We start from the raw sequence: 25,400 nt of genomic DNA, 5'->3' as shown, positions 1-25,400 counted from the left end.
GCACACCACGTGTCATATCCGCAGCCCGAAGTGCGGCAGCGAGTCCGGCCGATGAGCTCAATCACTTTGATCGAGAACGTATTCGTGGCCACGGTCGATCACGACGGGCGTGAGCTTGACGGTGCGACTGTCGTCATCGATGGCCAGCGGATCGCCGCGGTATTGCCGGCCGGAGAACAGAACCCGTGGCGGACACTGGGTGGTGCCGAACGTGTAGATGGTCGTGGTTGTCTACTCACACCGGGATTGGTGAACACCCACCACCACCTCTATCAGTGGATTACCCGCGGACTCGCCGCCGATCACACGCTCTTCCAATGGCTTACCGCGCTGTACCCGGTGTGGGAGGGTATCGACGCCGACAATCTCTACGTAGCGGCACAGGGCGCGTTGAGCTGGCTGGCCTTATCGGGATGTACCACCACGACCGATCATCACTATGTATTTCCTTCTGGTGCAGGCGATCTACTGGAATCTGAGATCGAGGCAGCCAGGCAAGTCGGGCTGCGCTTCGACCCGACCCGGGGTTCAATGGACTTTGGACAGTCCGCCGGGGGCTTGCCCCCGGACAGTCTGGTGGAGTCGATCGACACAGCTTTGGAGGCCAGCGCCGCGGCCGTCGCCCGCTGGCATGATCCGGCGCCAGGCTCCATGGTGCGCATCGGTCTGGCACCCTGCTCGCCCTTCTCGGTGAGCGGAGATCTCTTGCGCCAGTCAGCGCTCGTGGCTCGCGAGCACGGTGTCCGGATGCACACCCACCTGGCCGAGACCCAGGACGAAACTGACTACTGTGCCGAGCGGTTTGGCTGCAGCCCCATCGACTACATGGAACAGCTGGGCTGGCTGGGCCCCGATGTGTGGTTCGCGCACGGGATCCACTTCGACGATGCGGCCATTGCCCGCCTGGCCGGCACGGGCACCGGCATCGCGCACTGCCCGACCTCCAATGGGCGCCTGGGCGCCGGTATCGCCCGCACCCGGGAGCTGCTGGCGGCTGGGGTGCCGGTGGGTCTGGGGGTGGATGGTGCGGCCTCCAATGAGTCGGGACGGCTGCTGGGGGAGGCGCATCAGGCACTGTTGTTGGCGCGTGCTGTCGGAGGGCCTACGGCGCTGAGCACCCGCACCGCGCTGGAGTTGGCGACACTGGGCGGGGCTCGCCTGCTGGGCCGCGCCGACGAGATCGGCTCGATTGAGGCCGGTAAGTGCGCGGATCTGGTGCTATGGGATCTGCGCACGCTGGGCCACAGCGGCATCGATGATCCGGTGGCCGCTCTGATGTTGGGTGCGGTACCGCCGATCAGGTGTTCCTGGGTGAACGGGCGACTGGTCGTCAGAGATGGGGAGATGCTGACGGTGGATACCGATCGGATCGCGGCCGCGGTGCGGGCGGCGCATCATGGATTGATGGGCAGGGTTCGCTGATGGATCTGCACACCATCGACTCGGTGCTGATTCCGCGAGAGCGCGCAGATCTCAGCGGCCTCGGAGCGCAGGACGGCGTGCTGGCGGGCGGAACCTGGCTCATGAGCCAGCCGCAGCCGGAGTTGCGGCGGTTGGTGGACCTGGCCGGCATGCGGTGGCCCGATGTGGTGGTCGATGCGGGCGGCCTGCAGGTCGCAGCCACCTGCAGTATCGAACGCCTCATCAACGCCTCCTATCCGCCGCACTGGAGTGCGACCGTCCTTTTTGAGCAGTGCGCGCGTGCGCTGCTGGCCTCATTCAAGATCTGGCGTGCCGCGACGGTCGGAGGCAACATCTGTCTGGGTCTGCCGGCGGGAGCGATGATCTCGCTGTGCGCGGCCCTGGACGCCCAGCTGCTCATCTGGCGCCGCGACGGCACCGACGAGCGTTGCGCCATCACCGAATTCGTCACCGATGTCAACGAGACGGTATTGCGAGCCGGTGATGTCCTGCGCGCCATCGCCTTTCCCGCTGCGGCGCTCACGCAACCGACAGCGCTACGCAAGCTCGCGTACTCTGCACTGGGCCGCTCCGGTGCGCTCGTTACCGGCAGGCTCGACGGCCACGACATTGTGCTCGGAGTCTCCGCCGGAACGCGCAGGCCGATCGTGCTGCGCCTCCCGGCCGATCCGGAGGGTGTATTCGAGGCCGCTGCGGGCATTCCCGGCTCGGAGTTCCACACCGATGCCCACGGCACCGCTGATTGGCGGCGCGCGGTCACCGCGCAGCTGGCCCGCGAGGTCGCTGAAGAACTGACCGGAGGGCGCCCGTGAAGGTCAACGGCCAGATCATCGACACCAGCCCACGGCCCGGGCAGTGTCTGCGCACGTTCCTGCGCGAGCACGGCCACAGCGAGGTCAAAAAAGGCTGCGACGCCGGTGATTGCGGCGCCTGCACGGTGTTGGTGGACGGTGCCTCGCAACACTCCTGCATCGTGCCCGCACATCGGGTCACCGATGCCGAGATCCTCACCGTCCGCGGTCTCGGAGAAGAACATGACCTGCATCCCATGCAGCGTGGATTCATCGGTCATGCGGGTTTTCAATGCGGATTCTGCACCGCCGGAATGGTGTTGACGGCGGCGACGCTCACCGAGGATCAGACCGGGGATCTGGGAAACGCGTTGAAAGGCAATCTGTGCCGGTGTACCGGGTATAGGCCCATTCGCGCCGCAATCTGTGGTGTCGCACCACCGAAGGGAACCGTCAGCGCTCCGGCCGCCGCGCGGGTGGTCACCGGTACCGAGCCGTACACCATGGACCAGCTGCCCGCCGGTGTGGGACATATTGCGGTACTGGGCAGCCCGCACCCGTCGGCCCGCATCATCCGGATTGACATCGCCAAGGCCCGCGCCCTGCCGGGGGTGCGCGCGGTGCTGTGTTATCGCGACGACCCCGGGGTGCCGTTCTCCACCGCGCGCCACCATGAGCGCAGCGATGATCCCGACGACACACTGGTTTTCGACCGTGTGCTGCGGTTCGCGGGACAGCGCGTCGCGGCGGTAGTCGCGGACTCGTCGACCATCGCGCACCGGGCGCTCGAGCACATCGAGGTCGAATACGAGGTACTGCCGGCGGTATTCGATCCCGAGCTGTCGCAGCAACCGGGCGTGCATCGGGTGCACGGAGATAAAGGGGCCAGTGCCAGGATCGCTGACCCCGCCCGCAATCTGGTGGCGGAGGTGCACGGTGAGGTCGGCGATGTCGAGACGGCGGTGGCCCGTGCGGGGGAGTCTGGTGCGGTGGTACGCGGCAGCTGGCAGACCGCCCGGGTACAGCATGTCCACCTGGAGACGCACGGCTCGGTGGGGTGGCAGGACGAGCGCGGGCGCTACGTTCTGCGCACCAGCAGCCAGGTCCCGTTCCTGGTCCGCGACGAGCTCTGCCATATCTTCGGGCTTACGCGTGAACAGGTTCGGGTGTTCGCGCCGCGCGTCGGCGGCGGGTTCGGCGCCAAACAGGAGATGCTCACCGAGGACCTCGTGCTGCTGGCGGTGCGCGCGACTGGCGCTCCCGCCGTTTACGAGTTGACCCGTAGCGATCAGTTCACCATCGCGCCATGCCGCCACCCCATGCGGGTGGACGTGACCGTCGCGGCGGGCCTCGACGGCGTGTTGACGGCGCTGGCCGTGGATGTGCTCTCCGATGCCGGGGCCTACGGAAACCACAGCGTGGGTGTCATGTTTCACGGGTGCAACGAGTCCATGGCGCAATACCGTTGCGCCAATAAGAGAGTCGATGCGCAGGCCGTGTATACCAACAACCTTCCGTCCGGTGCGTTCCGCGGCTACGGGCTGGGGCAGGTGCTGTTCGGGATCGAGTCGGCCCTCGACGAGCTGTCCGGTGAACTCGGTATCGACCCGTTCGAGTTGCGGCGCCGCAATGCCATCGTCCCGGGAGATCCTTTTGTCAGCTGGGAGGTGGAGGAGGACGACCTGGAATTCGGCAGCTATGGGCTGGACCAGTGCCTGGACCTGGCGCAGCATGCGCTGGCGCGGGGCGCGGCCGACCCGGCGCGCAATGGGTCGGACTTACCCGAGGACTGGAAGGTGGGCGAGGGTATGGCCATCGCCATGATCGCGACCGTGCCGCCGCGCGGGCATGTGGCCGATGCGCGTGCCGAGCTGGACGAGCGGGGCCGCTACCGGATCTTCGTGGGCTCGGCCGAATTCGGCAACGGCACGACCACCGTGCACGCTCAGCTCGCGGCCGCCGTGCTGGGGTGCGCACCGAGTCAGGTCGAGGTTCATCAGGCCGATACCGATGGGGTGGGCCACGACACCGGGGCATTCGGATCGGCGGGCACCACTGTCGCCGGACTGGCCGTGCACCGGGCGGCGGAGCTGTTGCGGGACAAGATTATCCGGTTCGCCGCGGAGAAGCTGGGAGTGCTGGAATCGCGGTGTGTGCTGGGACCGGACGGGGTGCGGCTCGGCGAGGATCTGCTGAGACTGGCCGATATCGCGGACTCGGCGTCCCAGCCACTGACGGCGCTGGGACGCCACGAAGGCACACCGCGGTCGGTCGCGTTCAATGTCCAGGCGTTCCGGGTCGGGGTGCATCCGGACACCGGCACCGTGCGGATCCTGCAGTCGGTGCAGTCCGCCGATGCCGGGGTGATCGTCAATCCGCAGCAGTGCCGTGGACAAGTGGAAGGCGGTGTCGCGCAGGCCATTGGCTCGGCACTCTACGAAGAGATCCTGGTGCGCGACGGCGTCGTCAGCACGGCGACCCTGCGCAACTACCACATTCCGCAGCTGGTCGATCTGCCCGATACCGAGGTCTACTTCGCCGACACCTACGACACATTGGGGCCGCTGGGGGCCAAGTCGATGAGCGAGTCCCCGTACAACCCGGTGGCGCCGGCGTTGGCCAACGCCATCCGCGATGCTGTCGGGGTGCGGATGCACCGCCTACCGATGAACGCGGCGCGAGTGTGGCGGGCCATCAACACATCCGGGGCGGGAGAGCCCTCATGAAAGACATACTCGGCGATCTGGTTCGCCTGCTCCAGACCGGTGGCACTGTCGCGCTGGCGCGCGTGGTGGAGGTCAGTGGTGCGGCTCCGCGCGAGCCCGGCGCCGCCATGATCGTGACGGCCGATTCGGTAGTCATCGGGTCGTTGTCGGGTGGCTGCGTGGAGGCGGCGGTCATTCATACCGCGCGTGAAGTTCTGGAGACCGGCCTGTGCGTGAGCGAGCGGTTCGGTATCGACGACGGTATGGCGGCCGGACTGACGTGCGGCGGCGAGATCGAAGTTGTCACCGAAAGTGTTGGTGCCGACAGATTGCCGCTGCTGCTCCGATTGCGCAGCATGACCGAGGCGGGGGAGCCTGCTGCCGTGGTGAGCACGCTATCGGGGATTCCGGAATGGGCTCTGGTGCGCGCGGGCGAGCCGGCGCCGTGGCCGCAGATCGATGGTGATATCGCGTCGCTGGTGCGGGCGGGGCGCAGCGCGGTGGCAGGTGCCGACCGCTGTGAGCCCGATCAATCCGCGCTGCCGCGCGTGTTCGTCCAAGCATTCGGTGTGCCCCCGCGGATGATCTTGGCGGGGGCCAACGCCTTCGTGCGGGCGTTGAGCCACACGGGGAGCCAGCTCGGCTACCGGGTGACGGTGGTCGACGCCCGTGAGGTGTTCGCGACGCAAACGCAGTTCCCGCACGCCCACCAGGTGGTGGTCGACTGGCCGCACCGCTATCTGCGCGCCGAAGCAGCCGCCGGGCGCATCGATGGGCGCACGGTGGTGTGCGTCCTGACTCACGACCCCAAGTTCGATGTGCCGATGCTGGCGGCGGCCCTCACCGTGGTGCCCGTCGCGTTTGTCGGCGCGCTGGGTTCACGACGCACCCACACCGACCGGATGGCGCGTCTAGGTGAAGAGGGCGTCACCGAGGATCAGTTGCGGCGGCTACACAGCCCGCTGGGCCTGGACCTCAACGCCCGCACACCCGAGGAGACCGCGATATCCATTGCGGCGCAGATCATCGCCGAAACCTCGGGAGGCTCCGGGCGTGCCTTGAGCGACACCGACGGGCCGATCCACCGGTAGGGGCGTACGTGGCGTATGTGAAGGCATGCCTGAACGGGGTGCGACGCAAGGACCAGCACCCTGCGATCCCGTGCACCCCGGCTGAGATCGCGGCGGATGCCGCGGCATGTCGCGATGCGGGCGCGGCCGCGGTTCACGTTCATGCCAAGGACGCCAGGGGGTTCGACTCGCTGCTGGCCAGTGCGGTCGATCCTGTCGTTGCGGCCATCCGTGCGCAGTGTCCGGGTCTTCCCGTTGGCGTCACCACAGGCGCGTGGGCCCTGACCGATTCGGCCGCACGCTGTGCGGCCATCAACGCGTGGGCCGAGCTGCCGGACTTCGCCTCGGTGAATTGGCACGAGGACAGTGCGACCGAGGTCGCCGAGACCCTGCTGGCTCGCGGGATCGGTGTGGAGGCGGGGTTGTGGAACGAGGCGGCCGCGTTGTCGTGGTCGGGCTCGCCGCTTCGCAAGGAGTGCTTCCGTGTTCTGCTGGAGCTGCCGGGCGGGGTCGCCGGCACCGAAGTCGAAGAGCAAGCGGTGCGCATGCTGGCGCAGGTTCGTGTGGCTGGTGCCCTGGATGTGGTGCTGCACGGCGAGGACTCATCGACATGGCCGGTACTCGACCTCGCGGTGGCGCGAGGGGTTGCCGCACGGATAGGGCTTGAGGACACGCTGCGTCTGCCGGATGGATCGCTGGCCGCAGGCAACGCCGAACTCGTCGCTGCGGCCCGTGCCCGGATGGGGAAGCGCTAGGCCGCCCGCTTCGCCAGCTGCTCCCGGTGCCATCTGCTCTGCGCTGAATGGTGTGCCGAGAATCCCTCGTTGGGGTGGGTGCCCAGCCTGCCGTTGGGTCGGTCGAACTGAACGAATACATCGAGATCTTCTGGGGACAAACTGAAATCGAAGATCTCGAGATTTTCGGTCAACCGGCTGGGCGAGCAGGTCTTGGGGATCACCACATGACCTAGTTCGATATGCCAGCGCAGGATCAGCTGTGCTGGTGTCTTGTTGTGCTTGGCAGCCAGGGCGGCCAGGGGGGAATCCCCGGTGGTACCGATTCCCTGGGCGAGGGGACTCCATGCCTCCGTGACGATTTCGCGGTCGGTGTTGAACTGCCGCAACTCTCGCTGCTGGAAGTACGGGTGCAGCTCCACCTGGTTGATCACCGGCAGCACGCCGGTCGCGTCAACAATGGCTTGTACGTGCTCGGGCTCGAAGTTGGAGACCCCGATGGCGCGAATGTTGCCGGCGAGGTAGAGCTGCACGATTTGCTGCCAGGCGGTCACGTACTGGCCGTGATCCGGTGCAGGCCAATGGATCAGGAATAAATCCACATAATCGGTGCCAAGCATGTCAAGGCTCCGTGCGAAAGCACCTGCGGCATCACAGAAATCGTCTACCCACAGCTTTGTGGTGATGAAGACTTCTTCGCGGGGCACTTCAGAGCGAGAGATGCCGAGGCCGACGCCGCGCTCATTGCCATATCTGGTGGCGGTGTCGATATGTCGGTATCCGGCGTCAAGTGCTTGCCGGACAATGGTTTCCGCCTCGACATTGGGGATGGCGGCGACACCGAGGCCCAGCTGGGGGATGTCGACACCATTGTAGAAGCGAACTTTCGGGACAGTGCATGGTTGCACGACGGACTCCAATCACTCTGCGGCTGAAGGAGCAGTGGAATTGATACCCGGGAGCGACACGTCCTCGTGTCAGTTGAGACGGTACAACTGTCAGTTGAAGTCGGTATCTATGATGCCGATCACAGAATTGCTGTGAACTTGCTGAAATCGCTGAACAGCAAGGGTTTTCGGCGCACGGAAGGCTTTCGGGTTTACAAGATCCTTACGTCGCGAACGCCGAGACAGGCCGGGTGACGATGGCGGAATCGAGGGCTGCGAGGTGTTTATGCGGTGGCGTTGGCTTTGACCAAGCGGGCCACGGATTGGGCCTTGTTACTTGCGGTGTTGCCATATTCGTGCACCGACACCTCGATGATGTACTGCGATGTCTGGACGGCGGCTCGTTGCGTTTGGCGTGGCGCCAGATGCTGGGGTCCAGTCGATTCGGCGATGATCGCATGCACAAAATCTGGGGAAACGCTTTCCTCTGCAACGCTTTTAACTTCCAGGTTGGTTACCGCGCCCGTCCCGGGGCCCTTTGTGGTGAACGGCTTGTCTTGGCAGCGCCGCCAGCTGGATTCCAGTGTGGTGAACCAGGTTCTGGCACTGTTGGGAGAGTCCATTTCTACTACCTGGATCTCTATTGCGGTTCCTGTACCAGCGCCCCTAATTTTCCAGCGTGTCGACCATTGCTGCTGTATCGCCTGGCGTACGGGAGCTTCGGCGAGTGTGGTGCCCCAACTGGGTAAGGCGACGCCGAGGCACTCGACAGAACTCGTACGGGTGTCCGCGCTATGGGCATTGGCTGCCGCGAGATCGAGTCTTTCGACGCGTGCGTCCGAATGGAGCCGGAGCGCCAGAAGTGAAGACATCTGAGCGTCATCGGGCAGTATCTCTGCGGCCGAGCCAACGTGCCCTTGACCTACGTTCGCGGCGCCGGGAACCACGCACCCAGTCAACAACCCGCCCGCGACGAGCAGGGCACTTAGCTTCACTCCAGCGGCGTGCACCAGCAATTTCTAGTGGGGAAATATCAGATCGTCAAGCCGCAAGAATCGCGAGATTCTTAGAGGTTCAGCTACCGATAAGCCGAAAGGGTGAATGACTTCTTCACTCAGGTGCAATGAGAAATGAACACATGACGGCGAACTGTGTGCAGGAGGCGTATGTGGGTCAACTCACCGACGAGGCAGGCACGCCGCCGGTTAATGGGATCTGAACTACCGATTGACGACTCGGTTGTTATGGCTCACTCTGATGTGATGTCTGGGATGAGTGAGCAGACATTAGTGGCTGCGGTTTAGCAGCGGCTGATGACGAAGTACTCATGGTTACGAAGTACTCATGGTTGTCGTCTGCGTATGTCTCGGCTGTCGTGCAGAGTGCGCACGCTCAATTCGCAGATTGCCGGGTTCGCGAGTTTGTGCCCTTGCTGGTCGAGTGACGTGCCCGCGTGGAGTTGTCGAAGGCCGGCGCGTCTAGTGCCGTGACGGTGGAGGAGCCCACTGTGTGTCTCGCGTAGCGGGGTATCGGTGGTGTAGGCCGTCGATGAGGCGGTGGGCTTCGTAGAGGTCTTTGCGCATGGCTGACGCCCGGCGGTGGTGATGTCGGTGGGTTGTGCTGTGGCGCGAGGTATGTCGAATGAGGTGTTCTGTCTTGGCCATCGTGGTCGATACCTCGTTGACATGCTCGTAGAGCGATGCCAGGAGTGTCCGGGCTTGTGCCACGGAAGCTTCCTCAGTCACGTGCGTATCCTTGCATCTGGTGTCGACTGTGTACAGATATCTGTCAGGTCCGGCGACAGTGCGTCGACTGCTTGTTGAACCGCCAGCATGGGATGGCCCTGACAATGCCGGGATCGCCACCGCTGGGCGTGCCCGGTTGTGCCGTAAAACTGGGCGTGCCGGATGCGTAAGAGACGTGCGTGCCCCACAGTGGAGAGGACACTGCGCCAGCTTGGAGGTTTGTCGATTTCTAGGACATTACGAGTCGCGGGCCTGCAGTCGGCCGGGAATCCCGCGAATCCGGATGCCAACCTTGCTGAGCTCGACCAGGTCGCGAGAAGATTGGCGGGGCAGGCAGATCTGCTCATCACGCCGGAGCTGTTTATCACCGGTTACGACATCGGGGATCGTTTACCCGAGCTCGTGAGCGCCGATCATCTTGATGCCGTCTGTTCAATCGCTGAACGGAACAAGATTGCGATCATCGTGGGGCTGGCGGAAAGCGGTGCTGCGGGGGCGCTGTACAACAATGCTGTCTTTATCGATGAGCGGGGCGTGGTGTGTGGCCGACACCGGAAGACTCACCTCTTCGGCGCGAACGATCGTGCCTATTTCACGCCGGGGAGCCAACCGGCGACCGTGGTGCAGTATCGCGGCGTCAACGTGGCCATGATGATTTGTTACGACGTGGAGTTTCCCGAGAATGTCCGGATGAGTGCCCTTGCCGGTGCGCATCTGCTTGCGGTGCCGACGGCACAGATGACGCCTTTTGAGTTCGTCGCCGATGTCGTGATCCGGACACGGGCCTGGGAGAACCAGATCTATGTGGCGTACATCAATCACGACGGTGTCGAGAGAGCGACAACCTATGTCGGCAGGAGCAGCATCGTCGGTCCCGACGGGGGTGTTCTCGACCGCATCGAATCGGGGACCGGGACGATCATGGCCGAGATCGATACCGAGGTGGTACGTGTAGCGCAGCAGGCCAATCCGTATCTGGCCGATTTGCGCCCCGAACTAAATTCCCCTCTGGTGCCACCGCCGACTCGGTGACGTCAATGATCTGGTTAATGGCCATGAGGATGACAACGTCCTCTAGCCTCACAGCCAGACAGCGGATTCGACTCGAAACCGGTTTGGTGACGCGTATTCTCCCCAGATGACGGTGGGGCAGCTGGCGGGCATTGACCTTCAGGGAAGCGGTGCGGCATTTGATCTCGGGCAGCGGTGCACAACGACGGCGACGTTCAAGGTCGGCGATTGGACCGTAGCTGTGGCAGATGGCTCAAAGTGGCTACTTGTCTACGCTGCGATTGATTCGGACATCGACCAGATTTTCAAAGTTGCCTTGGCACAGGCGAATTTGTGCCTTGACTATCTGTCCGCTATAGGCAGGGGTGACGCCGTTATTCGCCAGCCTTACGACGCTTCTCTGACCTGGGCGATGACGGGCCCGAACGTGACTATGCGCGTCACCAGCATCATTCCTGGCACTTTGGGGATGAGCATGACGGTTCGCGTACTCGACGCTGATGGGAATGAGATACCCTCGCTGCCGCCGCCTCCGCCACGACTTCACGATGCGCTTCGTTTCTTGCGGATGGCGAGGACTGGGGAAGTGCTGTACGACGCGTATCGCAACATGTTCCTGGCCTTGGAGGCTGTATTGCACCACTTGCACCCCCACCGGCGAGGGCGTGAAAGCGATTGGTTCAAGGCCGCTCTCAGGCACGTAGAACCAATCGCGTCGGCAGACATCCTCGCCCCGGAGAATGAAACAGATCCAGTCAGATGGGCGTACCGAAACATCTATTCGGATATGCGCTCGGGTCTGATGCACGCTAAGCATCTCTATCACCTTCCTGGTGACGAGACGCGCCGAGCCGATATGGAACGGTCGTTCGAATCGTTATGGCGCTATACCAGCAAGTTGGTGGGCAGCGCGTTGGACGCCAGATTCGACAGCGGCCACTTTGCCGCGGCTGCGTGGAAAGGTGTCGCTAAGACGGTGTGCGAGACCTTCGAGCTAGTTGCAACCAACGACACACCTCACCGCGTGCCCGGGTCTCAGCGAGCAGCTCGCAGCCGAAGTACCAGACGCGGACTTCGACACCGGGTTCTACATTGATGCGGGCGTACTCCTTGCCTTCGCGTAGGTCGCCGGCGATGGTTTCCGTCCAGACCCCGTGGCCCCAGTTGTGCATCACCGTGCACACCGTCTGGCCGGTCGTGAGTTTGTCGACGTGGAACTTCACCACAATGCGGGACGCTAGCCCCGGGGTACGACAACTAGTCGCGCCAGCGTTCCCCAAGTGCTTTTGCAGCTGTAGAAACCTTCATCACCAGGCGGCGCTCCCGATTCTTAACGGGGGCGAAGCCATAGTGTTTGTAGAACTCCGCGGCTTCGTCATCGAGCGCGTCTACGACGATCAGACGTCCGGCGCCGATCTCAGAAGCGGCTACGGCCTTGCCGAGAGCGTCGACTAGCAGCTGTTCCCCGTAACCTCTTCCGCGAAGTGATTTGTCCAGTGCCAACCGGGCAATGAGAAAGCCGGGGATGCTGGAGTAGCCACCGGCCAGGCTTCGAGGTACCCCGTCCTCCTCGCGGTAGACCAAGGTCGGGCAAATGGCGAAGTAGGCGCACACCTTTGGCTCACCGAGCTGAGTCCAGACATAGACATGAGCAACCCCGTTGTTGTCCGCACGCATAGCATCATTGACCAGCCAATTGTTCAGCGATTCCTTACCGCAGTCGAATCCCTCAACTAGGTGGTCGTCCTCTAAGCGTGCCGACTCGAAGTGCATCAGCGCCTCTTGAACACCGCGGGCTTACGAGCGGCCGCAGCCAGACGTGGCGCCGCATCCGCTACATCCAGCGACTCCATCAACGCGTCGAACTGCTCGGATGGCATGGCCGTCACCAGCTCTTGCCGTAGAACATCTTCCGCTCGCTGAAGTGCAGCTTTGCGTACAAACTCTGATGTCTGCTCATGAACCGCGCTCGCGGCGCGCTGGATGCGCACCAAGCTCGCCTCTTCAGTTCGGAACTCCACCCGTTCCGTTTTCGCAGCCATTAGTGACACCTCCCAATTTGTGTCCATAGGTGCATGCCCAAGTGTACGGCGAATGTCCGTACAAATCTATAGAAGTGTTGTAGTCCAACCGTTATTCCCACGGTGACGAGCGGTAGCCGCCGGTACAGGGAGGGCGTAGACGCTATCGTCACAATGAAGCGGCCCCAGCCAGGGAACTTTGTATTTTCCTGGATGGGGCCGCGCCTCCGTGTATTGGCTATGTGGTTACGGCCGCCAGCTCGTCAGCGAGCGTGATCGCCACGGTCCCCAGATTTCGTAGATCCTGCGGGTCATCGATCTGGTTGGGACTGCGGTCGCCGACGAGTTCGATGTGCGCGTTGTAGGAAATGGTGCCAGCGTCGTACTGCGAGCGGACAATTCGGCCCGTGACGTGACCTAGTGCCACGGTGACAACCGTGTCGACTCGATCCTCGGTGGTGTCGACGGGGGAGACCGGGTGACGCTTGATTTGGATGGACATGGCTTCCTCTCGGTTAGCCATTGGGTCAGGTCCCATCTAGGTCCCGCATCCAGATTAGAGGTCTTGAAATAACCTCTGAACTGCAAAAACTTTGGTGCGCGATACTGGGATTGAACCAGTGACCTCTTCCGTGTCAGGGAAGCGCTCTCCCGCTGAGCTAATCGCGCGGGGTCTTTATGGAGGTGGAGACGGGAATCGAACCCGTGTGCACGGCTTTGCAGGCCGTTGCCTCACCACTCGGCCACTCCACCGCTAGGGATGACTGTCCACCCTCCGAGCGGATGACGGGATTCGAACCCGCGACCCCAACCTTGGCAAGGTTGTGCGCTACCAACTGCGCTACATCCGCGCGCAACGGATGAGATCGTCACCCGGTGCGAAGTGAAACAGTAGTCGAACGAGAGGTTTAATCACAAATCCCTTGCGTGCGCGGCCCGTCGGCGGCCGGACTGCGGTGTTTCCGGCGTCTCGTGCTAGCCTTTCACCTCGGTTGATCAGCCATCAACGATCAACATGCGGTCTCGTAGCTCAGTGGAAGAGCACTCGCCTCACACGCGAGGGGTCGCTGGTTCGAACCCAGCCGGGACCACAGAAGAAGTACAGGGCAGGAGAGTTTTTCTGCTTTGCCACGCGCCGCACTAATTAAGAGTGCAATAAGAGCTTGATTCGCTTATGGCAGCGCCACGGCGCGATGAGGCTTGAGTGTGCCCTAGGGGCATAGCTGATACTTCGCCCCATGAGTGTTGTAGAGCACTTCGGCGCGGCGAGCGGACCCGCTCGGCCCGGTTGGCTGGAACTTGGTGTAGCTGCGGCCACTGCTGTCTTTCTGTATCTAGTGGGCGGCGTGGCCGCATACTTCGTGCCGGAAGATTTCCCCGTTGCCCTCGGACACGTGAACTTCCTGATTTCAGGGCTTGCGCCGTTGGGAGCGTTTGCTGCTGCGGTCCTCGTTCGGATTCGTGATGTCCGTCCGTTCGGGTTGCGGCATACGAGTCTCTTGTGGCTGCTGACCGGCGTCGTCATCGGCCTGGTGTGCTTCGGGCTTAGTTGGCCGGTTTCGGCGATTTTTGATCCGCTGTTTCCGGGGGCGGAGGGTGTTCAGCAGCCCTACCGTGATGCTGCTCGGTCGGGAGCAGTGCCTCTTATCGCGGCCGTGGGGCTGGGCGGTATCTTGACGCCGCTCGGTGAGGAGGCTTTGTTTCGTGGCGTGCTTGCGACTTTCCTGTTCCGCTGGGGGAGCTGCATCAGCGTGGTCTTCAGCGCGGCAGTTTTCGCTGTGGCACATGGGATCAACGGAGTGATGCCTTTGGCCCTCATGATCGGTTTGGCCAATGGTGTCCTGCTGTGGCGCTCAGGTTCGATCTGGCCTGCGGTCATGGTGCACATCGCCTATAACAGTGCGGGCATCTTGTATCACGGCCTCGGATACTGACTGCCGGGGGTTGCGGTGCCGCTGCGGCACGGTCAAGTCGCTCTTGACTGTGCCGCTACGTCCGAGTGTTGGATGCCTGGTGTGACGACATTGCTGAGCGATTCCGATTACGCGCGTGCCGAGCAGATGCTTTTCCCGCACCGGGCCCGGCGGGTGCCGGGCACGGTGCTGACACCGCAGTGGTTCGCCGACGGTGCCCGATTCTGGTACCGGATCGGAACCCGCTACGTCGCGGTTGATCCGAGCGTGAAGGCTCGTCGTGCCGCCTTCGACCACGACGCGCTGGCTGCCGCACTGTCGGCGGCAGTTGGGCAGGCGGTAACCGGTGCCGATCTACCGATACAGGCCGTGGAAATTCGTGCCGACGACACGGTGCTGTTCAGCGCGTTCGGCCGGAATTGGCGATGGGCGGACAACGCCTGCACCGAATCTGACACCACCGCAACCATTCCGGGCGCGATCCCGTCGCCCGATGAGCGGTGGGACGCGTTCGGCCGCGATGGCAATATCTGGATCCGCAACCGGGCCGATGGCACCGAACATGCCCTCACCGATGACGCCGAACCCTACTTCGATTATGGCGGCCTGCCGGAGACTACCGGAGCGGGGGCGCTGACACGCGCGCTCGGCATACCGCCGCCGTTGATTTTGCACTGGTCGCCCGATTCCACCCGAATCCTGGTGCAGCGCATCGATCAACGTGAGGTGCCCGAACTGGTGCTCGTAGAATCGAGCCCGGCTGACGGTGGCCGACCGGTGGAACACCGCACCCGTTACTCGATGCCCGGCGAGGACACCGTGGCAACGATGACCTGGAACGTGCTCGACGTCGGGCAACGCACGGTCGTACGGCAGCAGAGCGAGCCGACACCGATCATGCACAATGTCGCACTCGTCTACGCCTGGTGGTCGAGTGCGGACGTCGTTCATTACCTGCACCAATCGCGCGACGCCCGGACGTTGCGACTGCGTCGACTCGACCCGTCGAACGGCGAGGTCACCACGCTGATCACGGAGACATGCCAGACGCGGGTCGACCCGACCGTGGTGCTCGGCGACCCGCACATGGTGCACGTGCTGGACACCGGTGAGATCCTGTGGTGGTCGCAGCGCGACGGTTGGGGCCACCTGTACCTCTATTCGGCGGACGGCGCCCAGGTCACCCAGATCACCGCCGGGCCGTGGCTGGTGAGCAGCCTGCTATGGGTCGACGAGAAGGCTCGGCAGGTGTACTTCGCGGCCAACGGTCTGGTCGAGGCCGACCCGTATCTGCGGCAGCTCTGCCGAATCGGACTGGACGGCAACGAGTTCACCCGCCTCACAGATGACGAGCTGGATCATGATGCGGTCAGCCCGCCGCAGGGCGGCTACCTGGTGGACCGGGCCTCAAGCCCGAGCCTGCCGCCACGCTCAGTGGTACTCGACGGGGAGGGTCAGGTGGTGGTGGAGTTGGAGACGCCCGACACCGACGACCTGAGGATTCTGGGTTGGCAACCGCCGGAGCGGTTCCGGACGACCGCCGCGGACGGCAGAACCCCCATCTACGGTCTGCTCTGGCGACCGCACGATCTGGACCCGGACCGCACGTACCCGATCATCGAACACATCTATCCGGGGCCGCAGCTCTACCGCGCCGGACCGATGTTCAACCCGCCGCACTATGGCGAACCGGAGGCCTTCGCCGCGCTCGGGTTCGCGGTGGTGGCCATCGACGGTCGCGGAAGCGCGGGGCGCAGCAAGGCATTTCATGACCACTCCTATGGAGATCTCGGCAACGCTGGCGCCCTGGACGACCACATCGCCGCAATCCGCGAACTCGGACAACGGTATCCGTGGCTGGACACCGCCCGAGTCGGGATTACCGGACAGTCCGCCGGTGCGTTCGCCGCGGCGCGTGCCGTGCTGCGATACCCGGACTTCTACTCGGTGGCCGTCGCGGTCTCGGGCAATCATGACAACGCCCTCAACCTGGCGATGTGGGCCGAGCACTACCACGGCGATCTGAGCGCCGAAGGCAAAGCGGCGATCTCGAACACCACGCTGGCCGCCAACCTGAAAGGCAAGCTGCTGCTCATCCACGGTGAACTCGACGACAACGCACATCCATACATGACGATGCGCCTGGCCGATGCACTCATCAAGGCGGACAAGGACTTCGACTTGATCATGATTCCTGGTGCCGAGCACTCGCTGTACGGTTGGCTGCACTATTCGCTACGTCGCACCTGGGATTACTTTGTGCGGCATCTACACGGCACCGAGCCGCCCAGCTACCGACTGCAGCCGCTGCTGCTACCTCCCCTCGGCTGACCGGCACGATCTCTCCGTCCCGCTTCAGCACATCTAGCTGCGCCGGGTTGTACAGAGCAGCCATAGCCAGGCGGATCGCCCAGACCGAACCTTTTTCCGCGTGGGCACGAGCTACGTCTGCGGACGCGACTCTAACCCTGGATCGAGCTAGTAGGAATGAAGTTTCGGTACGGGCAATGCGTTCGCGATCTTGGCTACGAGGGCACGAGCCTTCGTGAGCTGTGCCGCCACCTGATCTTCCCGGCGCCAGGTCAGGAAGAGGCCTAGTTCAACGCCAATCACGAACGCCTCACCGAACTCGGACTCAGCTAACCTGCACGACCGTGCACGTCGGCGGCGCAGCGCAGTGGGCCCGATGCAGGCACACCGGCCAGACAACCAATGGGTTGAAAAGGAAGAAAGATGAACCCAAATATCAGGAGCGGTCGCAGCATCGTCGACGGCAGGAACACGGCCGGGGCGGCGAAGGGCCGCGACGCTTTCGACGTCGATGCCCTGGTCACAAGGACCGGCGGCAGCACCACGGGGAAGACGCACTGCGTCGGCCGACTATGTAGGGAAATCCGCACTGCGAGAAAGCGTCTCGTTCGCCCGGATGTCGGCGAGCGTCTGCTGCAGCGTATCGATCACGGCGTCGTAGCCGCTATTGCCTAGGACCAGCCGTCGGGGCGGCGGGTTCTGGGCCATCGCCGCGATCACCGCACGGGCACCGCGGAGCGGATCGCCGGGCTGCACACCGTCCATCCCGACGAAGACGGCTCGGACCTGCTCCAGCATGTGGTGATATTCCGGGATCGGCTCCGCGACAGGCTCGTTGGCGAAGCCGGCGTAAGCGTTCGTGCGGAACGCCCCCGGTTCGACTGTCAAGACGGAGATGCCCTGTGTGGCGACCTCATCACGCAGCGCATCGGTGATGGCTTCGATGGCGAACTTCGTCGCACTGTAGTAGCCAAATCCGGGTGCGGACACAAGCCCGGCCACCGAGGACACGTTGACGATCCACCCGTTGCCGCGGGCGCGCATCCCGGGCAGCACTGCACGTGTCACCGACAGCACGGCGAAGAAGTTCAGTTCGAACATTGCCCGCAACGAGGACTCGTCCATCGCTTCGATCGATCCGTACCAACCGCGGCCGGCGTTGTTGACGAGCACGTCGATGCCGCCGAAGCGCTCCTCGGCGGCATGCACCGCGCGCTGCACCTGCGCCGCATCGGTGAGTTCCAGCGGCACGACCAGAACGCGGTCGCCGTACTGCTCGGCCCACGTCGCCAGCTCCTGCGGGCGCCGGGAGGTGAGCGTCACGCGGTCCCCGGTCTCCAGCGCCGCCTCGGCGAACGCCACCCCGAAGCCGCCGGGCGTGCCCCCGGTGATGAACCATCTCCTTGTCATGGCTCGATCACCAACCGGCTGATCAACGCGCCGTCCAACGTGAAGCGGAAGTGCAGGTCGACGACCCCGCCGGGGAAGTCGCCCTCCAGGTGCTGCCCGACGTCGATGGTCGTGTCGGTTGTGGTCGCGCCGGTGAACTCGGAGGTATAGATGTATTCGCCGGCCGAGGCGGTCAGCCAGGCCCCGATCTCGTCGCGGCCCGTGTAGTCGCGGCCCTCATCGGTCACGACGGCATCGGCGGTGAACGTGGCTACCGCTCGGCCGTCCACTGGGGTGCTGAGTGCGGTCATGAACGTTTTTACGGTGTCCGGGAGTGCTTCCCATTCTGTGGTCATGACCCCAGGTTGGAGCTTCCCCTAAGGGGAAGGTCAACCTTCGGCAGGGCGAATCTCGTATTCGTGCGGCCCCGGCAGCCAGGCCCTCGGTTCCCCAGGGAGGCCACTGGAACGGGACAGGAGCCTTCGGTCTCACGCCGCGATGTTGACCTGGCCCCAGGGGGAGACTTCAGGATGGACCCACCCCTTAACACAGGCGGCGGAACACAGAGGAGGATGCCATGGGCGCGCGGGTCTCGATCGGTGATTTCGCGGTGATGACCAGCCTGAGCAGGAAGGCGCTACGGCACTACCACGACATCGGCATTCTCGAACCAGCTGACATCGATCTCCACACTGGCTACCGGTTCTACGACACCAGCCAGGTCGATCATGCACACATCATCCGCCGGTTCCGCTCTCTGGGCATGTCCATTCCCGACATCAAGGCGCTGCTGAGCACAGACGACGCCGCGGCCCGCACTGAGATCATCACGACTCATCTCGAACAAATGGAAGTGCAACTGCAGCACACCCGTGACACCGTTGGCGCGCTGCGCGAGCTGCTTTCTCCCGTGCACACCTCCGCCGCTGTGGAGTTGCGCCATGAACCCGCGCTCGCCGTGTGGTCGATCGGCGCCACCATCGAGGTTTCCGCGATCGACAGCTGGTTCGTGGCGACGCTGAAGACACTGAGAGACGCAGTTGCCACGGCGACAGGCGCACCGTCGGCGGTCGTTCCGGGTGGCCTCTACGACCGAGCACTGTTTCTCGAATCACGTGGCAAGGCGACCCTGTTCGTGCCTGCGCCGCAGTCCGCGATCACTCCGGAGGGGGTGCGTGCCGAGGTCTTGCCTCAGGCCGAATTCGCCGTGCTCACTCACCCCGGCGGCCACGACGAGAGCATCGACCGCAGTTACGGGGCTCTGGGCATATACGCAAACGAGCATCTGATCAGCGGCCAGGGGCCGATCCGCGAACACTACATCGGTGCTACGCCCTCAGATCCGACAGCGTTCACCGCCACAGAAATCTGTTGGCCGATCTTTAGCACCGCTCCACCGCCATGCTGACAGCAGTTCTCAGCCAGTTCATTCCTCGGCCATGTGCGAGCCCGCGCGGTTTGGGCACGGATTCGGAACACCGTGGGCGCTAGGGTGCGGGATCTGCGGATCGAGCGCGGCATGACCCAGGAGCAGCTGGCGCTGGATCTCGCCAGCGGTTTAGTCGGCGAGGAACTCGGCGGCGGCGGGGGCGAATTCCTTGTGGTACTGGAAGATCCCGCCGTGACCGGAGTTGGGGTAGATGAGCAGTTGGCTGCCCTGGATGCGGTTGTGCAGGTCCTCTGACAGGACGGTGGGGACCATGCGGTCGTGGCCTCCGTTTGCGATCAGCGTCGGCTGGGTGAACATGGACAGGTCTGAGGGAGCCGAGCGGCCGAACTTCTGTATCGCCTTCAATTGAGTCAGCAGCGCCTTGATGTTGATCTCCTGGTCCCGATCGGCGGTGCGTTCCCGGAGTCGCTTGATGAATGCTTTCCCCGCGGCCTTTCCCGCGGTATCGCGGTTGAAGAAGAGGAATTCCTTCGGGTCCGACCTCGTCAATGTCGCGCGCAGGATGTCCCAGTAGGTCACGCTGGCAACCTTGTCGATGTCCTTGCCGCCGCGCGGTCCGGTCCCGGTGAGGACGAGTTTGCGGACCAGGTCGGGATGTTTGACGATCAGGTCCTGGGCGATCATGCCGCCCATCGAGAAGGAGAAGATGTCGATGGTCTCGTATCCGAGTGCCGCGATGAATTCGTAGGCGTGATCGGCGGCTTCTTCGAGGGTGTCAGGCACCTGTCCGGTGGAGGCACCGACGCCGCGCTGGTCGAACGCGATGACGTGTCGATTCTGTGCGATGGGGTCGATGATGCGGGGGTCCCAGTTGTCGAGGGTCCCCGCGAGGTGGACGAAGAAGACAACGGGAATGCCTCCCTTGGGGCCCAGTTCCCGGTATGCGTACCTTGTATTGCCGACGGCGACGGTGCGCGTTGGGGCCTGCGCGTACGAGCTGAGGATGGCCTCGTTGCTGTTGTTGCTCATGGAGAACTCCTTAGGATGTGGTGGCGCTTGCGAACAATGCGTCAGTGACGGTTGTTGTGGTTACTGATACGAGTGCCGGCTGAGTTCGGCTGAGGTTGTCGCACCGGTAGCGTCGTTTCAGGTGTCGGGCGGTGCGAGAGCGGTTGTCGGCTTTCATGACCTTCTGGGGATCGCCGATGAGTTTCGGCGCGCGGCGAGAAGTCCGATTCCCCGACCGGCGCCGGCGACCAGGACGGACGGTGATCTGCCGAAATCGTCATCGGCTCACTGTGATCTTGCCGTTAGCTTTGCCCTGCTCGACGTAGGCCATAGCGTCCAGCGTCTCTGCGAACGGGAAGGTCCGGTCCAGGACAGGTCGCAGGGTGCCCGCGTCGTAGAGCGCCCCGAGCATCGCGAGCTGCGGACCGCTAGCCCGCATGAAAAAGAATGAGTAACGCACGCCCAGCTTGCGTGCTTGACGGCGGATCTTGCGGCTGAGAACGGCCATAACGGGCTTAAGGACCGGCTGCCGGAGTTGATCGGCGAAGGCCGGGTCCGGCGGTCCGACGACGCTGATCGCAAGACCGCCTGGCTGCAGAACGGTCAATGACTTCTCCAGACTCGCCAGACCTAGGGAGTCCAGCACGACGTCGTACCCGGACAGGACCTGGGCGAATTCCCGGGCCCTGAAGTCGATGACCTCGTCGGCACCCAGGGCCCGAACCTTGTCGATGTCCTTGGCGCTCGCAGTAGTGGCGACATACGCGCCGAGGTGCTTGGCGACCTGGATGGCTGTGGAGCCCAATCCGCCTGCGCCGGCGTGGACCAGGACCTTCTGCCCCGGTTGGACATCGGCTAGCTCGGCCAGGGCCTGCCACGCGGCGAGCGCGACGAGGGGCACTGCGGCCGCTTCCTCAAACGACAGGGAGGCGGGTTTGAGGGCGATGTCGTCAGCATCGACGGCTACCTGTTCGGCAAAGGCGCCGATACGCAGGTCTCGCGGCCGGGCGTAGACCTCATCACCCGCCTTGAAGCCGCGGACCTCGGCGCCGACCTTGGTGATCACGCCGGCCAGGTCATGGCCGAGGATGAAAGGCCGCTTGTACCTGATGAGCTGCTTGAACTCCCCGTTGCGGACCATCTTGTCGAGCGGATTGATACTAGCGGCCCGGACGTCTATCAGAACGTCGCGAGGTCCAACGCTCGGCGTCGGGACATCAGCAGCCCGGAGCCCGTCGGGGCCGTAATGAGTGACGACGAAGGCCTTCATTCTGTTTCCTGTCGGATCGTTGGGCGTACGGGATTTCGTGAAGCGCCGGCAAGGGTCATGGCGTTGCTGAACGCCGCCGCAAGGATGCGGTCGGACAGCGCGGTATCGGTGACCGCGCGGGCGGCCTGGAGCGAGCCGACGAGCAAGGAGAACAAGCCAATCGCACGCTCGTTGGTCCGCTGCGGGTCGCCGTCATCGAGGTGGCGGGCAATCGCCTCGATCATCGAACTGGCGCCGTCGGTGTAGGCCTCCCGGATCGTGACATCGCACCGCCCGATCTCATCCAGCAGTGCCGCGGAGGGGCAGCCACCAGCGAGATCGTGGCGGTGTGCGGGGGAGAGGTACTCCCGGAGGAACGCCTCGACCGAGTCAAGGCCGGCCGGCAGCGAGTTCACAACGGCGACCTGGTCCTCGAGCTGTTGCGCGACGACCGTAGCGACCAGGTCGTCCTTCGAAGAGAAGTGGCCGTAGAAGGCTCCGTTGGTCAGGCCGGCGTCGGCGACCAGCGTCGCGATGCCGGAGCCGTCGATTCCGTCGCTCTTGAACCTGCGTCCGGCGGACTCGATCATCCGGCGCCGGGTCGCTTCCTTGTGTTCCGGGCTGTATCTCACCATGACGCGGATCTCCTTACTGGGCTTGTCAACACCATAGCATTATGATCATAATATAACAGTCGTGCCGCAAAGGAAATCGGACCATTTCACGGCAGCGCCTGCCGATCAGCTCGACGTGCGGTCCTGCGCATGCCCGCCCAACCCCGCAGCACCCTGACGAAAGAAGGAGTCATGGCTAACTGGAAGACCGCGCCCACCAAGACAATTGACGTCGACGGCACCTCGTTCACCTACCGCGAGCTGGGCAGGCCCGTCGGCGTGCCGGTAGTGTTCCTGCACCACCTGACTGCCGTCCTCGATGACTGGGATCCGCGCGTCCTGGATGGCGTCGCCGCTCATCACCATGTGATCGCGTTCGATAACCGGGGGGTGGGGGCTACCGCCGGACGTGTGCCGACCGACATCGAGCAGATGGGCGCCGACGCGATCGCGTTCATCCGTGCGCTGGGGTACGAGCAGGTAGACCTGATCGGTTTCTCGCTCGGTGGTGGCGTGGCTCAGATGATTGCCCTCCAGGCTCCTGACCTTGTGCGCCGCATGGTGCTCGCGGGCACCGGCCCGCGCGGCGGCGGGGGAATCTGGAAGATGCCATTCATCGTCGGTGGCGCCTACACCAAGGCGTTCCTGTCCCGAAAGGACCCACGCCACTTCCTGTTTTTCCCTCGTACCACGAAGGGCAAAGAGGCGGCCAACGCCTACCTCGAGCGGCTCGCGGAGCGCACGTCGGATCTGGACAAGCCGATATCCTCACAGGCCGGCCTCGCGCAGATGCGAGCAATCACCAGCGCGGGACTGCACCCCGCCGACGACCTGTCACAGATCAAAATCCCGGTCTTCGTCGCCAACGGCGACCATGACCTGATGGTCGCCAGTGAGCACTCCAAGGACATGGCCGCTCGGCTGCCGGACTCCCGCCTTCGGATCTACCCCAACTCCGGCCACGGTGGCGTCTTTCAGTACCACCATGAGTTCGTACCGGAGGTTCTGGACTTCCTGGCTCCGCGCCCGCACCGTCCTGAGGTCGCGGCGATCAGTGCACTGGATCTTCCGCGGAACTGACCGACCCACTGGACCGTCCGCGATGAACGTCAACAACGGTTCAACGGCTTGTCGGTACGCCTCGGCGCTGATTCGACGGCAGTCGCCTGGTCTAAGCATTCCGAGAGTTCTCCGAGATTCAGGCCATGGTGATGCTGAAACCAGCCTCCGGTAGGTACATCGTCGAAGAATTCGTCCAAGGCCATCGGCATGGACGACGGCTACACGAAGTTTTGACAACGCCGTGCACCGGCGCTCCGGCTTCCGCCTCGCCGAGCGGTCACCGCTAGAGCATGTCACAGCAATCGCCACGCCCTTGTATCGGTGATGGTGGTGCCGGGTCAGCCCGCCTCGGGGAACTGTTGCCTGGGTGTGGCGTTGGCGTGTGCAGATCGTCCAGGTGTGGGCGCAGACGACGACGCCCAAGTGGTGTGGACCTTTCGGGACGGGCTGGCCCGGCACGGTTGGATAGCTGTACCGGCACCTCGCTTTCACCTGATCGTGATCGGATTAGCTTGTGGGCGTGTGGATCTTGTTGGCGGAGGGCTGCGCTGCATCGGGTCGACTCGCCGGACTGGTTCACTGTGTTGTCGCGGCGATGGGCGGTGGTGAGACCGACCAGCTTGCCGGGGCCCGCGAAGGGCGCACCCGACCGCTGGTGGCGCCGGCCGCTGGCATCGGTGAGCTTCGGCGGCGCCGAGTATGGCGTCGACTTCAGCGATCAGCGCTATCAGCCCTGTGGCGTCGTCTAGATCCAGGGTGGCCAGCACCTCTGACTCGGCCGGGCTTGGCGGTGCCGGCGCCACCATCATGACGCTCTGCGTCATTGCTCACCTCCTTTGTGCTGTCAGCGGGGCCGACCATCCAGGTTTTGAGATGCGGTCTATTGCAATATGTATTTCGCTGCAGCCCAGGTGTCTACCTAGGGCATCGGGATGATTGAGCTGAGGATGGATCGCTGGCATGAGCCCCGCCGGCATCATCCCGAGGACACCTGGCGCCGGGATGAGACGTAGCACGGCGCCAGGTGGCATCGGGGCGGCACGTGAGGCCTCGGCCCAGCTAGTGGAACACGAACACAGTCAGGCGCTGACCGGTTCCTTGATCGCACCACCGCCACGCACCGCGTCGCCCTCTTCGGTGATCACCGTGGTGTCATCGATCGCCTTGGCGGCGGCCGGGCGATCCACGGCGATTTTGCGGGGTTTGGCTTTCTCGGCTACCGGGACCACTAACCGCAACACGCCGTCGTGGTAGTCCGCGGTGATCCGGCCGGTGTCCAGATTGTTGCCCAGTACCAACTGGCGTGAGAACACCCCGCGGGCACGCTCGGCGGCCAACATCTCACGGCCGGGATCCAGCGGTGCGCGTTCGGCGCGCACTGTCACCACATTGTTCTCGATATCCAGATCCAGCGAATCGGTAGCGATACCGGGCAGATCGAACTCCACGTGGAACTCATCCCCGTCACGCCAGGCATCCATCGGCATCGCCGCCGGACGTGCCGCGGTTCCCAGCACCTGCTGGGTGAAGCGATCTAGCTCTCGGAATGGATCGGTACGCATCAGCATCGTGGCCACCTCCATCTGTCCTTTCCCTTGTGCCATCTGTGCGCTTCCAACTGTTTTATCTATGCCAGTTGGTATAGATTTATTTAGCACTCAATGATGCCGAGTGCAAGTAGGCGAACGAGAAAAGTTGTGACGATGATCAATGAAGGCTTGCCGGTGCAAGGCCCTGGGATCCGCGCTCGGATGCCCGCACCCCACCACGGGGTGTACGGGATCACGATCGCCGCGGAATTATCCGGCGCCCCCACGCAATCGCTGCGACTGTGGGAACGCCATGGGTTGCTATCCCCGGCGCGCACGGAGGGCGGCACCCGCCGCTACAGTGCCGATGACTTGGCGCGTATCGAACGCATCGTCGCCCTCGTTATGGTCGGCGTCAACATCGCAGGCATCGGTCGCATCTTGGACCTAGAAGATGTCAACGCCGCACTACGATCTAGCGCCGCCGACCACGTCCGACCTAAACGCAACGGCTCAGTGGAGGACGGTTAGATCCGCTATTGAGCGCTGG

At 63.7% G+C, this 25,400-nt stretch carries 25 protein-coding genes and 4 tRNA genes; 15 read left to right on the top strand and 14 right to left on the bottom strand.

The annotated features are described in order from the left end of the window. Positions 1-51: 51 nt before the first annotated feature. Genes B4400_RS13715 through B4400_RS13695 form a run of 5 tightly spaced genes read left to right on the top strand, consistent with a single transcriptional unit; the run spans position 52 to position 6,743 of the window. Complete coding sequence (locus tag B4400_RS13715; protein ID WP_078310853.1) at positions 52-1,422, top strand: 8-oxoguanine deaminase; 1,371 nt, start codon at positions 52-54, stop codon at positions 1,420-1,422. Further along, positions 1,422-2,234, top strand: coding sequence for an FAD binding domain-containing protein (locus B4400_RS13710; RefSeq protein ID WP_078310852.1), 813 nt, complete (start codon positions 1,422-1,424; stop codon positions 2,232-2,234). Before B4400_RS13715 ends, B4400_RS13710 begins: the two co-directional genes overlap by 1 nt. Continuing rightward, positions 2,231-4,939, top strand: coding sequence for a molybdopterin-dependent oxidoreductase (locus tag B4400_RS13705; protein WP_078310851.1), 2,709 nt, complete (start codon positions 2,231-2,233; stop codon positions 4,937-4,939). Before B4400_RS13710 ends, B4400_RS13705 begins: the two co-directional genes overlap by 4 nt. Beyond that, the gene (locus B4400_RS13700) at positions 4,936-6,009 is read left to right on the top strand and encodes an XdhC family protein (protein WP_078310850.1); all 1,074 of its coding nucleotides are present in this window, start codon (positions 4,936-4,938) and stop codon (positions 6,007-6,009) included. Before B4400_RS13705 ends, B4400_RS13700 begins: the two co-directional genes overlap by 4 nt. A gap of 8 nt (positions 6,010-6,017) precedes the next feature. Continuing rightward, entirely contained in the window at positions 6,018-6,743 is a 726-nt protein-coding gene (locus tag B4400_RS13695; protein WP_078310849.1) for a 3-keto-5-aminohexanoate cleavage protein, read from the top strand. Here the strand turns inward: B4400_RS13695 and B4400_RS13690 are convergent. Both B4400_RS13690 and B4400_RS13685 read right to left on the bottom strand, forming a co-directional pair. Next, entirely contained in the window at positions 6,740-7,630 is an 891-nt protein-coding gene (locus tag B4400_RS13690; RefSeq protein ID WP_078310848.1) for an aldo/keto reductase, read from the bottom strand. The two genes, B4400_RS13695 and B4400_RS13690, sit on opposite strands and share 4 nt — an antisense overlap. Before the next feature lie 263 nt (positions 7,631-7,893). Continuing rightward, complete coding sequence (locus B4400_RS13685; protein WP_217700463.1) at positions 7,894-8,556, bottom strand: sensor domain-containing protein; 663 nt, start codon at positions 8,554-8,556, stop codon at positions 7,894-7,896. A 380-nt stretch (positions 8,557-8,936) separates the two neighbouring features. Between B4400_RS13685 and B4400_RS25150 the strand changes: the two genes are divergently transcribed. From B4400_RS25150 to B4400_RS24680, 3 genes are all read left to right on the top strand, one after another. Continuing rightward, complete coding sequence (locus B4400_RS25150) at positions 8,937-9,053, top strand: three-helix bundle dimerization domain-containing protein (protein ID WP_502688397.1); 117 nt, start codon at positions 8,937-8,939, stop codon at positions 9,051-9,053. A gap of 520 nt (positions 9,054-9,573) precedes the next feature. After that, positions 9,574-10,386: a carbon-nitrogen hydrolase family protein gene (locus tag B4400_RS13675; RefSeq protein ID WP_286151247.1), complete on the top strand. Its 813-nt coding sequence runs from the start codon at positions 9,574-9,576 to the stop codon at positions 10,384-10,386. 106 nt (positions 10,387-10,492) lie between these two features. After that, positions 10,493-11,461 (top strand): hypothetical protein, encoded by a 969-nt coding sequence (locus B4400_RS24680; protein WP_170915002.1) that lies wholly within the window; start codon positions 10,493-10,495, stop codon positions 11,459-11,461. 161 nt (positions 11,462-11,622) lie between these two features. On the opposite strand, the gene B4400_RS13665 is transcribed toward B4400_RS24680, so the two are convergent. The 6 genes from B4400_RS13665 to B4400_RS13640 form a co-directional block, all read right to left on the bottom strand. Next, positions 11,623-12,138 carry a GNAT family N-acetyltransferase gene (locus B4400_RS13665; protein WP_078310844.1) on the bottom strand — a complete coding sequence of 172 codons (516 nt, stop codon included), beginning with the start codon at positions 12,136-12,138 and terminating at the stop codon, positions 11,623-11,625. Further along, complete coding sequence (locus tag B4400_RS13660; protein ID WP_078310895.1) at positions 12,138-12,407, bottom strand: type II toxin-antitoxin system TacA family antitoxin; 270 nt, start codon at positions 12,405-12,407, stop codon at positions 12,138-12,140. Before B4400_RS13660 ends, B4400_RS13665 begins: the two co-directional genes overlap by 1 nt. A 217-nt stretch (positions 12,408-12,624) precedes the next feature. Continuing rightward, positions 12,625-12,888, bottom strand: coding sequence for a hypothetical protein (locus B4400_RS13655; RefSeq protein ID WP_286151556.1), 264 nt, complete (start codon positions 12,886-12,888; stop codon positions 12,625-12,627). Between the two features lie 92 nt (positions 12,889-12,980). Beyond that, positions 12,981-13,055 (bottom strand) — tRNA-Val (locus B4400_RS13650). 10 nt (positions 13,056-13,065) lie between these two features. Next, positions 13,066-13,139, bottom strand: a tRNA-Cys gene (locus B4400_RS13645). Between the two features lie 25 nt (positions 13,140-13,164). After that, positions 13,165-13,237 (bottom strand) — tRNA-Gly (locus B4400_RS13640). Between the two features lie 168 nt (positions 13,238-13,405). Between B4400_RS13640 and B4400_RS13635 the strand changes: the two genes are divergently transcribed. The 3 genes from B4400_RS13635 to B4400_RS13625 all read left to right on the top strand — a co-directional run bounded on the left by B4400_RS13635 (position 13,406) and on the right by B4400_RS13625 (position 16,630). Further along, positions 13,406-13,477: transfer RNA gene (locus B4400_RS13635), tRNA-Val, on the top strand. Between the two features lie 147 nt (positions 13,478-13,624). Beyond that, a complete protein-coding gene (locus B4400_RS13630; protein ID WP_078310843.1) occupies positions 13,625-14,320 on the top strand; it encodes a CPBP family intramembrane glutamic endopeptidase in 696 nt (231 codons plus the stop codon). A gap of 81 nt (positions 14,321-14,401) precedes the next feature. Beyond that, positions 14,402-16,630, top strand: coding sequence for a S9 family peptidase (locus B4400_RS13625; protein ID WP_078310842.1), 2,229 nt, complete (start codon positions 14,402-14,404; stop codon positions 16,628-16,630). A 549-nt stretch (positions 16,631-17,179) separates the two neighbouring features. Here the strand turns inward: B4400_RS13625 and B4400_RS13620 are convergent. Beyond that, complete coding sequence (locus B4400_RS13620; protein ID WP_078310841.1) at positions 17,180-18,019, bottom strand: SDR family NAD(P)-dependent oxidoreductase; 840 nt, start codon at positions 18,017-18,019, stop codon at positions 17,180-17,182. Continuing rightward, entirely contained in the window at positions 18,016-18,354 is a 339-nt protein-coding gene (locus B4400_RS13615; protein ID WP_170915001.1) for a nuclear transport factor 2 family protein, read from the bottom strand. Before B4400_RS13615 ends, B4400_RS13620 begins: the two co-directional genes overlap by 4 nt. Positions 18,355-18,575: 221 nt before the next feature. On the opposite strand from B4400_RS13615, the gene B4400_RS13610 reads away from it, so the two are divergent. Then, positions 18,576-19,406, top strand: coding sequence for a MerR family transcriptional regulator (locus tag B4400_RS13610; RefSeq protein WP_078310840.1), 831 nt, complete (start codon positions 18,576-18,578; stop codon positions 19,404-19,406). 150 nt (positions 19,407-19,556) lie between these two features. On the opposite strand, the gene B4400_RS13605 is transcribed toward B4400_RS13610, so the two are convergent. From B4400_RS13605 to B4400_RS13595, 3 genes are all read right to left on the bottom strand, one after another. Further along, a complete protein-coding gene (locus B4400_RS13605) occupies positions 19,557-20,417 on the bottom strand; it encodes an alpha/beta fold hydrolase (RefSeq protein WP_078310839.1) in 861 nt (286 codons plus the stop codon). A gap of 256 nt (positions 20,418-20,673) precedes the next feature. Continuing rightward, positions 20,674-21,666 carry an NADP-dependent oxidoreductase gene (locus B4400_RS13600; protein WP_078310838.1) on the bottom strand — a complete coding sequence of 331 codons (993 nt, stop codon included), beginning with the start codon at positions 21,664-21,666 and terminating at the stop codon, positions 20,674-20,676. Continuing rightward, complete coding sequence (locus B4400_RS13595) at positions 21,663-22,280, bottom strand: TetR/AcrR family transcriptional regulator (RefSeq protein WP_078310837.1); 618 nt, start codon at positions 22,278-22,280, stop codon at positions 21,663-21,665. Before B4400_RS13595 ends, B4400_RS13600 begins: the two co-directional genes overlap by 4 nt. A gap of 171 nt (positions 22,281-22,451) precedes the next feature. Here B4400_RS13595 and B4400_RS13590 point away from each other — a divergent pair, with 171 nt between their 5' ends. Both B4400_RS13590 and B4400_RS24675 read left to right on the top strand, forming a co-directional pair. After that, positions 22,452-23,339 (top strand): alpha/beta fold hydrolase, encoded by an 888-nt coding sequence (locus B4400_RS13590; protein ID WP_078310836.1) that lies wholly within the window; start codon positions 22,452-22,454, stop codon positions 23,337-23,339. Positions 23,340-23,926: 587 nt separating this feature from the next. Further along, complete coding sequence (locus tag B4400_RS24675; protein ID WP_170915000.1) at positions 23,927-24,070, top strand: hypothetical protein; 144 nt, start codon at positions 23,927-23,929, stop codon at positions 24,068-24,070. A gap of 330 nt (positions 24,071-24,400) precedes the next feature. Here B4400_RS24675 and B4400_RS13580 read toward each other — a convergent pair whose 3' ends face one another. Further along, a complete protein-coding gene (locus B4400_RS13580) occupies positions 24,401-24,889 on the bottom strand; it encodes an Hsp20/alpha crystallin family protein (protein ID WP_078310892.1) in 489 nt (162 codons plus the stop codon). 135 nt (positions 24,890-25,024) lie between these two features. Here B4400_RS13580 and B4400_RS13575 point away from each other — a divergent pair, with 135 nt between their 5' ends. Further along, positions 25,025-25,381, top strand: a complete 357-nt coding sequence (locus tag B4400_RS13575) for a MerR family transcriptional regulator (protein ID WP_078310835.1) — start codon at positions 25,025-25,027, stop codon at positions 25,379-25,381. Positions 25,382-25,400: the final 19 nt, after the last annotated feature.

It is taken from the genome of Mycobacterium sp. D16Q13 (assembly GCF_002013375.1).
Classification (GTDB): Bacteria; Actinomycetota; Actinomycetes; order Mycobacteriales; family Mycobacteriaceae; genus Mycobacterium.
Note: the sequence above shows the minus strand (reverse complement) of the source record. Positions and strands in the feature narration are given on the sequence as shown.